The organism is Parasphingopyxis sp. (genome assembly GCF_052168295.1).
Taxonomy (GTDB): Bacteria; Pseudomonadota; Alphaproteobacteria; order Sphingomonadales; family Sphingomonadaceae; genus Parasphingopyxis.
Genome location: NZ_JBQLZN010000039.1, coordinates 93,812 through 106,419 on the forward strand (window position 1 = coordinate 93,812; position 12,608 = coordinate 106,419).

The following is a 12,608-nucleotide window of genomic DNA, read 5'->3' on the forward strand; positions in this document are numbered from 1 at the left end:
GCCAAGCGAAATTTTCTTTGCCGTAACCGATCGGCGAGGGCGCGCGAAGCTCGTCGCGACCATGACGGTTCGATCAAGCGCCCGCATCCGGGCGGCCGGCATGACGCTCAACAGGAGACTAATATCATGCGCACCATCGCTCTCGCGCTTGCCGCCGCCGCTCTCATCCCGGCCGCTTGCAGCGCCCCCGAAACCGTGACCGAAGAGGTCGCTCAGGACGAACTGCTCGCCGAAGTGAATGACGATGCCAGCGGGCCCGTTTATCTGAGCTCCGGCCGCAATATCGGCCTCAGCGGCTATGACGCGGTATCCTATCAAGTCGGTGACGGCACGCCGCAGCAGGGCAATGAGGAGTTCGCCGTCAGCTATAACGGCGTGCAGTATCATTTCGCGAATGCCGACAATGCCGCGACCTTCCAGGCCGATCCGGCGCGCTACGTTCCGGCCTATGGCGGTTTCTGTGCCTGGGCGGCTGCGCGTGGCGATCTCGCCGCCGGCAACCCGGAAAACTATCGCGTCGTGGACGGCCGGCTCTATCTGAACTTCAACGGGCTGATCCAGTCGCGTTGGGAACAGGACATCCCGGGCTTCATCGAGCGCGCGGACGAGAACTATCCGCAGTTCGCCGCCGATGCGACCGAGGGCGATTCCCTCGGCTAAACGCTGGAACGATGCGAATGGAAAGGGCGGCGGGCAGAGATACGCGCCGCTCTTTCGCGTTCAATAACAATCGATCTTTTCGATCCGGTTGTTTTCGTCGAGCTCGAAATTCAGCCGGTTGGCCCGCAGGTCTTCGATCACGGCATCGCCCGGGCGTATCCACCGGATGTCGGTGGTTTCGACCAGCGCCTCCGCCTCCCGGCGCGTCGCGGGATCGGCAAACAGGCCGACAAAGGCGGTGAGTCGGTCGGCGCCGCATTCCTCGGGCAAGATGCCCAAGCAGTTGGACCCCGCCGGCCTGCGGATTTCAGGGTTGATGCCGGGGCAGGGCGGTAGGTCATCCCGTTGGGCAACATCCGCCGCAATCGGTTCGCGAGCGCCGTTGCCCGTCGCCGGTTCGCCTGCCGGACATTCGGCCGAGGCGCCACAGCCCGCCAGACCGACCATGAAGACTGCGGCAACCGCCGCTGAGTAATCGATACGCATGATACACCTCATTGTCTGAGGCATATCGGTGTAGCGCTAGTTTTTTTCCTTATCCACCAGCTTGTTGGCGCCGATCCACGGCATCATCGCGCGCAATTCGGCTCCGGTCTTTTCGATCGGATGTTCGGCCTGCAGCTTGCGGGCCGCTTTCATCTCGGGGTTGCCGGCACGGTTGTCGGCGATGAAGCGCTGGACGAACTTGCCGCGCTGGATATCGTCGAGAACGCGCTTCATCTCAGCCTTGGTTTCCTCGGTGATGACGCGCGGGCCGGTGTGATAGTCGCCATATTCCGCGGTGTTCGAGATCGAATAGCGCATATTGGCGATCCCGCCCTCATACATGAGGTCGACGATCAGCTTCACCTCGTGCAGGCACTCGAAATAGGCCATTTCCGGCGCGTAGCCCGCTTCGGTGAGCGTTTCGAACCCGGCCATGACGAGGCTCGTGAGTCCGCCGCAGAGCACCGCTTGTTCGCCGAACAGATCGGTTTCGCATTCCTCGCGAAATGTCGTTTCGATAATACCCGAACGTCCGCCGCCGACGCCGCTTGCATAGGCAAGCGTGACGTCATGCGCGTTGCCGGTCGCATCCTGCGCGATCGCCATCAGGCACGGGACGCCGCCGCCGCGCTCATATTCGGCGCGAACCGTATGGCCCGGGCCCTTGGGCGCGACCATGATGACGTCGAGATCGGCGCGCGGCTCGATCAGGCCGAAATGCACGTTCAGGCCGTGGGCGAAGGCGAGGGCGGCGCCCTCCTTCATGTTCGGTGCAAGGTCTTCAGCATAAATTGCTGCCTGATGCTCGTCCGGCGCCAGCATCATGACGATATCGGCCCAAGACGCGGCCTCGGCATTCGTCATTACCTGAAACCCGGCGGCTTCGGCTTTTTTGCGCGTCGCCGAACCCTCGCGTAGGGCAATCGCGACATCGGCAACGCCGCTGTCCCGCAGATTCTGCGCATGGGCATGGCCCTGACTGCCATAGCCGATGATCGCGATTTTCTTGCCCGTCACCAGGCCCAGATCGGCATCGGCATCGTAATAGACGCGCATAAGTTCACACTCCCTGTTTTTGCGCCGGACGGCGGAAATAGTCGAAGATCCGCGTCCAGTAATAGGAAACCACATAGATGGAGATCGGCAACGCCAGCGCGACGCCGTCATACCAGGCCCATCCCCAGACATTGACCGCGCCGATCACCGCGAGGATCGGCAGGGCGGGCCAGAGCCGTAAGATAATGATCCACGCCATCGCGATCCCGGCGAGGATCCAGTGCATCGCATCCTCGAGCGCCATGAATACGGCCGAGCCGAAGGCGAGAAAGTAGAAAAACGCGATGATGATCGCCGATATGCTGATGATTTCGCGCATTGCCGCGGGCCTTAGCTCGCTTCCTTGCCGCGGCCAATGGCGACAACGCCCGTGCGCGCGACTTCGACCAAGCCGACCTCGCGCATGAGATCGATGAAACTGTCGACCTTCTCGCTGTTGCCCGTGACCTCGAAGACGAAGCTGCCGGTCGTCGAGTCAACGACCCGCGCGCGATAGACATCGGCGAGGCGCAGCGCTTCGATCCGATGATCGCCCGTGCCGGCGACTTTGACGAGCGCCATATCGCGTTCGACGTGCGGGCCGATCTCGGTGAGGTCGGTGACCTTGTACACGGGCGGCATGCGCTCGGTCTGGGCGATAATCTGGTCGATGACGCGCGCCGAACCGTTGGTGACGATGGTGATCCGGCTGATCGCCTCGTCCTCGCTGACGTCCGTCACCGTCAGGCTCTCGATATTGTAGCCGCGCGCCGTGAACATGCCGGCGATGCGCGCCAAGATGCCCGGTTCGTTATCGACAAGGACGGAGAGGGTATGCCGTTCGCCGGCTTCGGCGTGGATTTTCATCAGACCAGCGCCTTGGCTTCATCGTCCATCGTCCCTGAAACCGTGTCGGATTCGAGGATCATGTCCGTATGCGCAGCGCCCGACGGGATCATCGGGAAACAATTGGCGAGTTTGGCGACACAGCAATCGACGAGTACCGGTCCGTCATGGGCAAGCATCGCCTCTATGCCGCTTTCCAGAGCGTCCGGCTCCTCGATCCGGATGCCCTTCCAGCCATAGGCTTCGGCCAACTTTACAAAATCTGGCAAGGAATCGCTATAACTCTCTGCGTAGCGACCAGAATATGTGAGCTCCTGCCATTGGCGGACCATGCCCATATATTCGTTGTTGAGCACGAATATCTTGACCGGGAGGCGATACTGGCTCGCCGTGCCCAGCTCCTGGATATTCATCTGGATCGAGGCTTCGCCGGCGATATCGATGACGAGCGCGTTCGGATTGCCGATCTGCGCGCCAATCGCTGCGGGCAGGCCGTATCCCATCGTGCCGAGACCCCCGGATGTCAGCCATTTATTCGGGTTTTCGAAGCCGTAATGCTGGGCCGCCCACATCTGGTGCTGGCCGACTTCGGTCGTAATAATCGGATCCTGCTTGTGCGTCGCCTGCCACAGCGCCTGGATGGCGGCCTGCGGCATGATCTCTTCCTTGCTCTCAGGAAATGCAAGGCATTGGGTCGCGCGCCATCCATCGATCCGCGCCCACCAATCCTGCAGATCGGCTTTCTTGTGCTGCCGGGCCTTCCAGATCTTGACGATATCTTCCATCGCGCGGCCCGCATCGGCGTTGATGGCGAGGTCGACGGGCACGATCTTGTTGATCGAGCTGCGATCGATATCGATATGTATCTTCCGCGAATTGGGGGCAAAAGCGTCGAGACGGCCGGTCACCCGGTCGTCGAACCGCGCGCCGATCGCGATGATCAGGTCGGCCTTGTTCATCGCCATATTGGCCTCGAACGTCCCGTGCATGCCCAGCATGCCGAGCCATTGCTCGTTCGAGGCCGGGAAGGCGCCCAGACCCATCAGCGTCGAAGTGACGGGCGCGCCCGTGATCCGGGCCAGCTCGCGCAGGATCATGCTGGCGCCGGGCCCGGAATTGATGATGCCGCCGCCCGTGTAGAAGATCGGCCGCTCGGCCGCAGCGATCATCTCCGCCGCCGCTTCGATATTTTTCGGGTCCGGCTTGTCGCGCGGAACATAGGCTTTGTGCGGCATTGGGCCCGCTTTGCGATAGCGGCCGGTCGCAACCTGCACGTCCTTCGGGATATCGACGACGACGGGGCCGGGGCGGCCCGTCGTCGCGATGAAAAAGGCTTCCTGCAGCACGCTGCCCAGCTTGTCCGGGTCTTTCACCAGATAATTATGCTTTGTGCAGTGCCGGGTGATCCCGACCGTGTCGGCTTCCTGAAAAGCGTCGGTGCCGATGAGCGTCGAGGGTACCTGGCCGGTAATGACGACCATCGGGATCGAGTCCATCAGCGCGTCGGTGATACCCGTGACAGCGTTGGTCGCGCCGGGGCCTGAAGTAACGAGCACCACGCCCGGCTTGCCGGTCGCCCGCGCATAGCCTTCCGCGGCATGGGCCGCGCCCTGTTCGTGCCGGCACAGAATGTGGCGGATGCGCTTCTGTTTAAACAGGGAATCATAGATCGGCAGCACCGCGCCGCCCGGATAGCCGAAAATGACGTCCACGCCGCAATCCAACAGCGCTTCGACCAATATATCCGCTCCGGCTTTTTCGCTTGCCATGATCCTCATCCACTACCCGTGTTGCACCGCAATAGCAGCGCGGGAACCGGGCTGCTAGACAGGGAAATATTCCATGTCAACGCCTATTGGAGTAATTTAGTTACAATTTTATTCTCATATTTCTCACATTCTGATTCCCTCGGGCGCGGCCAGTCGGCAGGGGGCTGGTTCGCGAACCAGGTATATTGGCGCTTGGCATAGCGGCGCGTGGCCTGCGCGGCGGCGGCGATTGCGTCTTCCCGGCTGAGGCCGCCAGACAGAAACGCCACAATTTCGGGCATCCCAATGGCCCGCATGATCGGAAGAGACGGGTCGAGCTCGCGATCGATCAACGCGCGCACCTCGTCCACCGCACCGCTGTCGAACATATCGGCGAACCGCGCATCGCACCGCGCATAGAGCCAATGCCTGTCTGGCAACAGGATCGCCGGTGCAAGCGCGATGTCCTGCGCAATGCCGCCGCGTTTTTCTTTCTGCCAGGCGTCGATAGTGCGTCCGGTCGAGCGGATCACTTCGAGGGCGCGCGCCACGCGGGTCGTATCCGTCGCGTTTAGCCGCTCGGCCGATGCGGGGTCTTCGCGCTCCAGAGCGGCAAAATTCTCTTCGACCGGACTGGCGCGGATATCTGCGCGGATATCGGGGTCTATCTCCGGGATCGGGGCCAGCCCTTCGAGCAATGTACGATGATAGAGGCCGGTGCCGCCAACCAGTATCGCGGGTTGGCCACCGTTATGAGCTTCGGCAATTGCCGTCTTGGCGTCATCGGCCCAGCGGGCGGCGGAACAGGCCTCCGCGCCGTCGATATAGCCGAACAGGCGGTGGGGTAGGGCGGCTTCGTCTTCCGCGCTCGGCCGGGCCGTGACGACCCTCAGATCGCGATAGACCTGCGCGCTGTCGGCGTTGACAATCACTCCGTTCGTGCGTTCGGCGACCCGCATCGCGAGAGACGACTTGCCGCTGGCCGTTGGCCCGGCAATAAGCGCGACCCTGGCCCCGCACAGTTGGTTCTTGGAGTCTTCCGGCATGTTCATCGCAACGCTCATAGCAGCAGATCGCCTGTCCGCAGGCGATATTTCCGAGGCCTCGGACCGCCTCGCGTCAGCGGGTGCCGGCGTTGCGGGCTGGGAATGGGTGGAAGCGGACAAGGCGGCGGATATTCGCTTTTCCGGTGTGCTTGACGATGCAAGGCAGGCGCTGTCGATACTGGACGGTAAGTTCGATGCGATCGTTCAACCGGAAGAGGGGCGCTGCAAATCGCTGTTCGTTGCCGATATGGATTCGACGATGATCACCGTCGAATGTCTCGACGAACTGGCCGATTATGCGGGCTTCAAGCCGCAGGTTTCCGCGATCACCGAGCGGGCCATGCGCGGCGAACTCGATTTCATCGAAGCGCTGGACGAACGCGTCGCACTGCTTGCGGACATGGATGCCGAGATTGTCACCCGCTGCCATGAGGAACGCGTCGCGATATCGGCGGGCGCGGCGACGCTGGTGCGCACCATGCGCGCGGCAGGCACCCATTGCGTCCTTGTTTCCGGCGGTTTCACGCTGTTTGCGGACCGTGTCGCGGCGGAAATCGGGTTCGATCGCGCTATCGCCAACACGCTGGAAATCGCCGCCGGCCGGCTGACGGGGCGCGTGACCCGCCCGATCGTCGATGGTGCCATGAAGGAGCGGATATTGGCGGATACGACCGAGAAACGCGGCCTGCAATTCTCCGAAACGCTCGCTATCGGAGATGGCGCCAACGACAGGGCGATGGTCGCCCGGGCGGGCCTCGGGATCGCCTATCGCGCCAAGCCGACGCTGCGGGAGGCCGCGGATGCCCGCATCGATCATGGCGATTTGACGGCGTTGCTCTATGCGCAGGGCTATGCGCGCGCGGACTGGGTCGACACCTAGTTCGCCCGCGTCATGTCCGAAGCGATGGCGGTCAGCGCGAAGGCGACCGCAGTCTCATCTCCGGCAAAACTGAGCTCGATACCGGCATCCGACACGGCATGGACTTCCGCCGCGATCTCGCCGGCGGACGGGTGGACGAGCGTCACGCGCGCGCCGCATTGCGTTTCGATATTGCTGCGAACGATCGCGCCGCGACCGGAGACTCTGTCCAGCGCCGCGGGCGCGGGACCATCTGCATGGATGACGCACATGCGCCGGCGGCGCCATGGTGACGCCATCGATCCTGAATTCTGTACCCGATAACGCCGCGCCATCGACACTCCCCTGTTGGAGAGAGCGGTTAGCCACTACCGGCAAAAATTCGGTTAAACGGCTCGACTTTCCGGTATCAGCGCCGACGGACCGTGATGCATTCCGACCCGGCCCGGGTCGCCGCGCTGCAGGCCCGTTGCGCTTCGGCGCGGGTCTGGAACGGGCCGGCCTGAAGCCGCGTATAGGGACCTGCCCGGACGAGATAGGGCTGCAGGCTCGCCAGCGTGGAAGACCGGCCACTCACCGAACGCCAAAGCGATTCCGCGCGCGCCCTTTCGCGGAACGAACCGAGCTGGATCCGCCAGTCGCCGCTACGGGCCACTGGCGCAGGCGCGGGTGGCGGCGGAGGCGGCGGCGCTGCTGCCGTCATCGCCGGTGCAGGCCGTGTTTGCGGCGGCGATGCGGGTGGCGGCGTTGATGCCGGCGGACTGGCTGCAGGTGCCGGGACCGGAACAGGCGTAAATGTGCCGGTCGGGGCCGGGCGTGCGGTCGGCGCAGGTGGCGGGCTGGCGACTGCGACCTGGGTCGCCGCGCTGTCGGCGGCCATACGTTCGGCCATCGCCGTGCCTTCCTCGCGCTGTTCGAGCGGGATAAAGCCGTCCATGCGCTCGAGACTGGCCGACGCTTGCGGCAGGCCCGCGGCGGCGGCATTCGTCATCATCGCATAGGCGCGCGGCCAGTCGCGGGGCGCGTGATCGCCGTTAAACAGTGCCGTGCCGTAGATATACTGCGCGCGCGGTTCGCCGCGATTGGCGGCGCGGATTATGTATGGCATCGCCTCTTCGCGATTGCCGTCTTGAAACAGTATCAGTCCGTAATTGGCTTCCGCCTGGAGATGGCCGCGCCGCGCGGCCTGGCCGAACAGGTCGCGTGCGCGCTCCATATCCTGCGGCACGCCGCGACCCAGCTTGTACGCCTGGCCGAGATTGAACTGGGCATCGGGATCGCCGGTTTCGGCAAGCGGCTGCCATTCGGCGACGGCCCGGGCATAATCGCCGCTCTGCCACGCCTCGACGCCGTCCTGCACGCCGGCGTTGGCACCCCATGGCAAGGCCGTTGCCGCCAACAGCGCCGCGATCGCCGCCTTATGCCTCGTCGCCATTATCCATCTCCATGCATTTACGCCCGAATTTACTATCGCGAACGATAGCAGGGTTAAAGGCGGATTAGCAAAGATGGACCGTCCATTTCCGGGACATCAATCGAAATTTAACGCCGGTCGTTAACCAGATTTTAGTCACCCGAGTGGCAATGGCTTGCGTGAAATACCGCGAGCAAAGGGGATATCATGCGGGTACTGGCATTAGCATCGCAGAAAGGCGGCTCGGGCAAGACGACGCTCTCCGGGCACCTGGCCGTAGAGGCGCAGCGTAGCGGCGCGGGACCGGTCGTCCTGATCGATATCGACCCACAGGGTTCGCTCGCCGATTGGTGGAACGAGCGCGAGGACGATATGCCGGCCTTCGCCCAGACCACGGTCGCGCGGCTCGCCGCCGATCTGGAAGTATTGCGGCAGCAGGGCTTCAAACTTGCCATCCTCGATACGCCGCCCGCCATCACCATGGCGATCCAGAGCGTCATCCAGGTCGCGGAACTCATCGTGATTCCGACCCGCCCGAGCCCGCACGACCTGCGCGCCGTCGGTGCGACGGTCGATCTTTGCGAACGCGCCGGGAAACCGCTCATCTTCGTCGTGAACGCGGCGACGCCCAAGGCGAAGATTACCTACGAAGCAGCCGTCGCGCTTTCGCAACATGGCACGGTTGCACCGGTCACCCTCCACCACCGCACCGATTTCGCCGCCTCGATGATCGACGGCCGGACGGTCATGGAGATCGATCCCAACGGCAAGTCCGCCGCCGAAATCCGTGAGCTGTGGGCCTATATTTCCGACCGGCTCGAAAAGAATTTCCGCCGGACCGTGTTCAGCGGGCCGAAATTCGCGGCCCAGCCGGGCACCGTGCAGCGTCCCGCGACAGGCGGTTTCGGCCGCCGGGTGACAGGCCAGTAGGAGCGACATAATGGGCGAAGAAAAATTCGCGTCGCTATCCTCGGGGCTTCTCGCACGCAAAGGTGCGGCCAAGCCCGCCATGCGACGCCAAGCATTCATCAATCCGCAGGGTGACGTCACCGAAGATCTCGGCTGGAACGATATGGGCCATGAGGGTCCGCATACCGTCCAGGGAGATCAGCATCACGGCGAAGCTCCGCTTCCCGAGGTGCACAAGCAGCGCGAGGAACTCGAAAAGGGCCTGAGCGAATCTCCCGACGAACCGGTCGACGCGGACGATAGCGAATATCCGGACATCGGCGATCACATGGTCGAGCACCACGCGTTCGAGCCGTATGAATCGAATGGCCATAGCGGTCTCAGCCCGATGGATGCCGAGGACGATGTCGGCGATGACGCCGAAAAGGCCGAAAGCCAGTCGGGCGAGCAGCCGCAGACGGTCGGCGAGTACAGCCAAGAGCCAGCGAGTGCCGTTGACGCACCCGAAGCCGTCGTGCCGCACGGGGAGTCGCCGCTGTCGACCAAGTCCAACGTGCCTGAGCCGAAAACGCCGGAGCCGGTATCTAAGCCTGCCGAGGAAACAAAAGCCGACTCTGTTCCGGCGCGCGAGAAGGTCGCCTTCACGCTGCGTCTCGACAAGGAGCGGCATCTCAAACTGCGGCTTGCATCGGCGATCACCAATCAGTCGGCGCAGCGCCTGGTTACCGAAGCGCTCGACCGGTTTCTCGAAGAGCATCCTGACGTGCAGTCCATCGCCAGCCAGTCGGCTGACGGCAAGACGCACTGATTGAGGAGGGGTATAATGAAGCCTAGCATCATCAAACTCGCCGCATCGACGCTCGCCGTCGGTGCATCGATCGCCGGATTTACGCCGCTATTGCACGGAGCCTTCTCGACGGGTGCGACCGAGGTCGACAGCCGCGCGGCACAGCAGGCGGCAGATGCGGCCGCCGATGCGCGCGCAGCGCTAGGCGCCAATGACAGCGTGGCGGCGATCCGCCATGCGGAACGCGCGGTGCAGCATGTCCCGAACAGCGCCGAATATCGGCATCTGCTCGGCCGCGCCTATCTGGCCGCGGGCCGTTTTGCATCGGCCGAGACCAGCTTCCACGATGCGCTGACGATCAATCCCGATCTCAATCGCACCGCGTTCAACCTCGCGCTCGCGCAGATCGCGCAGGGCGACCGCGCCGATGCGCTGGTAGAGCTCAACAATCTTGAAGGCCGTATGGGCGCTTCGGATCTCGGGCTCGCCATGGCGCTTGCCGGTAATCATGACCGCGCGATCGAGATTCTGCAGCAGGCGGCGCGCGCCAATGGCGGCGATCCGCGTGCGCGCCAGAATCTGGCACTGACCTATGCCATCGCCGGTCGCTGGGCCGAAGCGCGGGTAACCGCCGCCCAGGATATCAGCATGGCCGACCTCGATGCGCGTATGCAGGACTGGGCGCGCTTTGCCGCGCCGGAACGCCCGTCCGATCAGGTTGCGAGCCTGCTCGGTGTGACCGCAGCGCCCAGCGATCCCGGACAGCCGATGCGGCTTGCGCTGGTAACAAACCCGGCGCCCACGGCCGTTGCCGAGGCACCGGTGGAGGCGCCGGCCGCCGAGCCTGCCGAAGACGAAGATGTGGTGGTCGCCTTCACCGCGCCTGCAGAAAACCCGCCGGTCATCGAGGCTGACGAAGAGCCGATGCGCGTCGCCGTCGCGGAGACCGAAGATTATGCGGCACCCGCGGCGGACGCCTTCATCGTCGAAGAGGAAGACAATTTCGAGGTCGTCGAGGCTGACGATGCGATCGCGGCTGCGGCTGCGCCAAGCGAAGAGGCGATCGTCGCGCTGACAGCGCCGGTCGTCTCGGCCGAGGCGCCGGCTGAAGAAGAATGGCTGGCGGTCCTGCGCGCGGCGCGTGCGCCGGAACGCACGGTGCAGTCGGTTGAACCCATGGCGCCCGCTGCACAGCCGGAAGCGCCCCAACGCCAGGCGCGCAGCACCGATGGACGCTATGTCATACAGCTCGGCGCGTTCGCCACGCGCTCGAATGTGGAAGTCGCTTGGGATCGCGCGGTGCGCCGCCATGGCGCGCTTGCCGATTACACACCGTCGCACGCGACGATCGAACAGGGCCGGACGCTGTACCGCCTCTCGTTCGGCGGTTTCGAGAGCCGCCGCGAAGCCGCGCGCTTGTGCCGTACGCTGCGTTCACGCGGTCAGGAATGTTTCGTGCGGACCCATGCGGGCGATGCACCGCTGCAGATGGCCGCCCGTGGCGGTGCGGGAGCCGCCGCACTGCGCTAGCGCACCAGCGGCACGATATCAGAAGGGCGGTCGATCGAGCGGTTGGCCGCCCTTTATCGTATGGATGACCTTGCCCTGCACGGGCAGCTCGTCGAACGGCGTGTTGCCGGCACGCGAGGCCATGGCGGCGGTATCGATCTTCCACGGTGCGTCCGGGTCGAACACGATCAGATCGGCGGCAGACCCAGCCGCGAGCGACCCGCCGTCCACCCCGAGCAGCTTTGCGGGCGTGGCGGATAGCAGCGTGAACAGCCGTGCCATATCGATATGGCCGTCGCGCACGAGATTGAGCGATAGGGTCAGCAGCGTTTCCGCGCCGGACATGCCGGCTTCCGCATCGGCATAAGGCAGGCGTTTGGCTTCCGGGCCCTGCGGATCGTGGCTTGAGCAGATAACGTCGATCGTGCCGTCGGTCAGCGCGGCGAGCGCCGCATCGCGATCCTCGGCGCTACGCAGGGGCGGAGAGAGTTTGGCGAAGGTACGGTACGGGCCGATATCGACATCGCAAAGCAACAGGTGCGCGGGTGTCGTGCCACAAGTCACCCGCAGGCCGCGTGCCTTGGCGTCGCGGATCAGATCGAAACCGCGCGCCGTCGTCACGATGCGGAAATGGACATGGCCACCGCTTTCTTCGGCCAGCATGATGTCCCGCGCGATGGCCATCGCCTCCGACATGGGCGGGGCACTCGCCAGCCCGAGCCGCGTCGCCGTTTCGCCGTCCGTCGCGATTGCGTGGCCGGACAGGCCCTCGTCTTCCGCATGGGTGATCACGGGTAGGCCGAGCGCATTGGCGTAACGCAGCAGGCGCAACATGATTCCGGCATCGGCGACCCGCGAACGGCCCGTGGACACGGCAACCGCGCCGGCCCGTCGCATCAGGCCGAGCTCCGTCAGCTCCGCGCCGTCCAAGCCTTGCGTCGCCGCGGCGAGGGGATGGACCCAGACCGACGGTTTTCCAGCGGCCGCCGCATGCTGGACCATGGACGGCTCGTCGATCACCGGTACCTGATCGGGCATCAGCGCGACCCGGGTAATGCCGCCCGCAACGAAGGCCGGAATGTCCACCGCGAAAACGCCGAGGTCGACGATGCCCGGCGCGACATGCAGGCCGCTCGCATCGATCGTCGCCCCACCATCGACTGCCGCATCCGCGATCACGCCGCCGGCGCAGGCGATATCGCGCTCCGTCGCGCTGCCCGTTGCCGGGTCGATCACCGCGCCGCCTGCTATCGTCAGCGCGCTCATGCCCAGCCCTCCACGCCGCGCTGCTTGCGGGTCAGCACGTCGA

General features: G+C 64.3%; 14 protein-coding genes. 5 read left to right on the forward strand and 9 right to left on the reverse strand.

The genetic code is table 11. From position 1 onward, the window contains the following. The first annotated feature begins 126 nt into the window (after window positions 1-126). Entirely contained in the window at window positions 127-660 is a 534-nt protein-coding gene (locus ACTS1Z_RS07110) for a YHS domain-containing (seleno)protein (RefSeq protein ID WP_442623745.1), read from the forward strand. 60 nt (window positions 661-720) lie between these two features. Here ACTS1Z_RS07110 and ACTS1Z_RS07115 read toward each other — a convergent pair whose 3' ends face one another. The 6 genes from ACTS1Z_RS07115 to miaA form a co-directional block, all read right to left on the reverse strand. Continuing rightward, window positions 721-1,146 (reverse strand): I78 family peptidase inhibitor, encoded by a 426-nt coding sequence (locus ACTS1Z_RS07115; protein WP_442623746.1) that lies wholly within the window; start codon window positions 1,144-1,146, stop codon window positions 721-723. Window positions 1,147-1,182: 36 nt separating this feature from the next. Continuing rightward, window positions 1,183-2,202 carry a ketol-acid reductoisomerase gene (ilvC, locus tag ACTS1Z_RS07120; protein ID WP_442623747.1) on the reverse strand — a complete coding sequence of 340 codons (1,020 nt, stop codon included), beginning with the start codon at window positions 2,200-2,202 and terminating at the stop codon, window positions 1,183-1,185. A 4-nt stretch (window positions 2,203-2,206) separates the two neighbouring features. Continuing rightward, on the reverse strand, window positions 2,207-2,521 hold the full coding sequence (locus ACTS1Z_RS07125; RefSeq protein ID WP_442623748.1) for a hypothetical protein: 315 nt from the start codon (window positions 2,519-2,521) through the stop codon (window positions 2,207-2,209). 11 nt (window positions 2,522-2,532) lie between these two features. Beyond that, window positions 2,533-3,048, reverse strand: a complete 516-nt coding sequence (gene ilvN / locus ACTS1Z_RS07130; RefSeq protein WP_442623749.1) for an acetolactate synthase small subunit — start codon at window positions 3,046-3,048, stop codon at window positions 2,533-2,535. After that, on the reverse strand, window positions 3,048-4,796 hold the full coding sequence (gene ilvB / locus ACTS1Z_RS07135) for a biosynthetic-type acetolactate synthase large subunit (protein ID WP_442623750.1): 1,749 nt from the start codon (window positions 4,794-4,796) through the stop codon (window positions 3,048-3,050). Before ilvB ends, ilvN begins: the two co-directional genes overlap by 1 nt. A gap of 83 nt (window positions 4,797-4,879) precedes the next feature. Then, the gene (gene miaA, locus ACTS1Z_RS07140) at window positions 4,880-5,827 is read right to left on the reverse strand and encodes a tRNA (adenosine(37)-N6)-dimethylallyltransferase MiaA (RefSeq protein ID WP_442623751.1); all 948 of its coding nucleotides are present in this window, start codon (window positions 5,825-5,827) and stop codon (window positions 4,880-4,882) included. Between miaA and serB the strand changes: the two genes are divergently transcribed. Further along, the gene (gene serB / locus ACTS1Z_RS07145) at window positions 5,820-6,701 is read left to right on the forward strand and encodes a phosphoserine phosphatase SerB (protein ID WP_442623752.1); all 882 of its coding nucleotides are present in this window, start codon (window positions 5,820-5,822) and stop codon (window positions 6,699-6,701) included. The genes miaA and serB overlap by 8 nt on opposite strands. Here serB and ACTS1Z_RS07150 read toward each other — a convergent pair. Both ACTS1Z_RS07150 and ACTS1Z_RS07155 read right to left on the reverse strand, forming a co-directional pair. Further along, window positions 6,698-7,015 (reverse strand): hypothetical protein, encoded by a 318-nt coding sequence (locus ACTS1Z_RS07150; RefSeq protein WP_442623753.1) that lies wholly within the window; start codon window positions 7,013-7,015, stop codon window positions 6,698-6,700. The two genes, serB and ACTS1Z_RS07150, sit on opposite strands and share 4 nt — an antisense overlap. Window positions 7,016-7,089: 74 nt before the next feature. Further along, window positions 7,090-8,115 (reverse strand): SPOR domain-containing protein, encoded by a 1,026-nt coding sequence (locus ACTS1Z_RS07155; protein ID WP_442623754.1) that lies wholly within the window; start codon window positions 8,113-8,115, stop codon window positions 7,090-7,092. 186 nt (window positions 8,116-8,301) lie between these two features. Here ACTS1Z_RS07155 and ACTS1Z_RS07160 point away from each other — a divergent pair, with 186 nt between their 5' ends. The 3 genes from ACTS1Z_RS07160 to ACTS1Z_RS07170 are packed head-to-tail and all read left to right on the forward strand — an operon-like array spanning window position 8,302 to window position 11,320. After that, window positions 8,302-9,024 carry an AAA family ATPase gene (locus ACTS1Z_RS07160; protein WP_442623755.1) on the forward strand — a complete coding sequence of 241 codons (723 nt, stop codon included), beginning with the start codon at window positions 8,302-8,304 and terminating at the stop codon, window positions 9,022-9,024. A gap of 10 nt (window positions 9,025-9,034) precedes the next feature. Continuing rightward, window positions 9,035-9,811, forward strand: a complete 777-nt coding sequence (locus ACTS1Z_RS07165) for a hypothetical protein (protein ID WP_442623756.1) — start codon at window positions 9,035-9,037, stop codon at window positions 9,809-9,811. Between the two features lie 15 nt (window positions 9,812-9,826). Next, complete coding sequence (locus ACTS1Z_RS07170) at window positions 9,827-11,320, forward strand: SPOR domain-containing protein (RefSeq protein ID WP_442623757.1); 1,494 nt, start codon at window positions 9,827-9,829, stop codon at window positions 11,318-11,320. An 18-nt stretch (window positions 11,321-11,338) separates the two neighbouring features. Here the strand turns inward: ACTS1Z_RS07170 and ACTS1Z_RS07175 are convergent, their stop codons facing one another. Continuing rightward, the gene (locus ACTS1Z_RS07175) at window positions 11,339-12,565 is read right to left on the reverse strand and encodes a dihydroorotase (protein ID WP_442623765.1); all 1,227 of its coding nucleotides are present in this window, start codon (window positions 12,563-12,565) and stop codon (window positions 11,339-11,341) included. Window positions 12,566-12,608: the final 43 nt, after the last annotated feature.

Coding starts and splice junctions, on each gene's coding strand:
- ACTS1Z_RS07110 (WP_442623745.1), top strand. CDS start 127: ATGCGCACCATCGCTCTCGCGCTTGCCGCCGCCGCTCTCATCCCGGCC.
- ACTS1Z_RS07115 (WP_442623746.1), bottom strand. CDS start 1,146: ATGCGTATCGATTACTCAGCGGCGGTTGCCGCAGTCTTCATGGTCGGT.
- ilvC (WP_442623747.1), bottom strand. CDS start 2,202: ATGCGCGTCTATTACGATGCCGATGCCGATCTGGGCCTGGTGACGGGC.
- ACTS1Z_RS07125 (WP_442623748.1), bottom strand. CDS start 2,521: ATGCGCGAAATCATCAGCATATCGGCGATCATCATCGCGTTTTTCTAC.
- ilvN (WP_442623749.1), bottom strand. CDS start 3,048: ATGAAAATCCACGCCGAAGCCGGCGAACGGCATACCCTCTCCGTCCTT.
- ilvB (WP_442623750.1), bottom strand. CDS start 4,796: ATGGCAAGCGAAAAAGCCGGAGCGGATATATTGGTCGAAGCGCTGTTG.
- serB (WP_442623752.1), top strand. CDS start 5,820: ATGTTCATCGCAACGCTCATAGCAGCAGATCGCCTGTCCGCAGGCGAT.
- miaA (WP_442623751.1), bottom strand. CDS start 5,827: ATGAACATGCCGGAAGACTCCAAGAACCAACTGTGCGGGGCCAGGGTC.
- ACTS1Z_RS07150 (WP_442623753.1), bottom strand. CDS start 7,015: ATGGCGCGGCGTTATCGGGTACAGAATTCAGGATCGATGGCGTCACCA.
- ACTS1Z_RS07155 (WP_442623754.1), bottom strand. CDS start 8,115: ATGGCGACGAGGCATAAGGCGGCGATCGCGGCGCTGTTGGCGGCAACG.
- ACTS1Z_RS07160 (WP_442623755.1), top strand. CDS start 8,302: ATGCGGGTACTGGCATTAGCATCGCAGAAAGGCGGCTCGGGCAAGACG.
- ACTS1Z_RS07165 (WP_442623756.1), top strand. CDS start 9,035: ATGGGCGAAGAAAAATTCGCGTCGCTATCCTCGGGGCTTCTCGCACGC.
- ACTS1Z_RS07170 (WP_442623757.1), top strand. CDS start 9,827: ATGAAGCCTAGCATCATCAAACTCGCCGCATCGACGCTCGCCGTCGGT.
- ACTS1Z_RS07175 (WP_442623765.1), bottom strand. CDS start 12,565: ATGAGCGCGCTGACGATAGCAGGCGGCGCGGTGATCGACCCGGCAACG.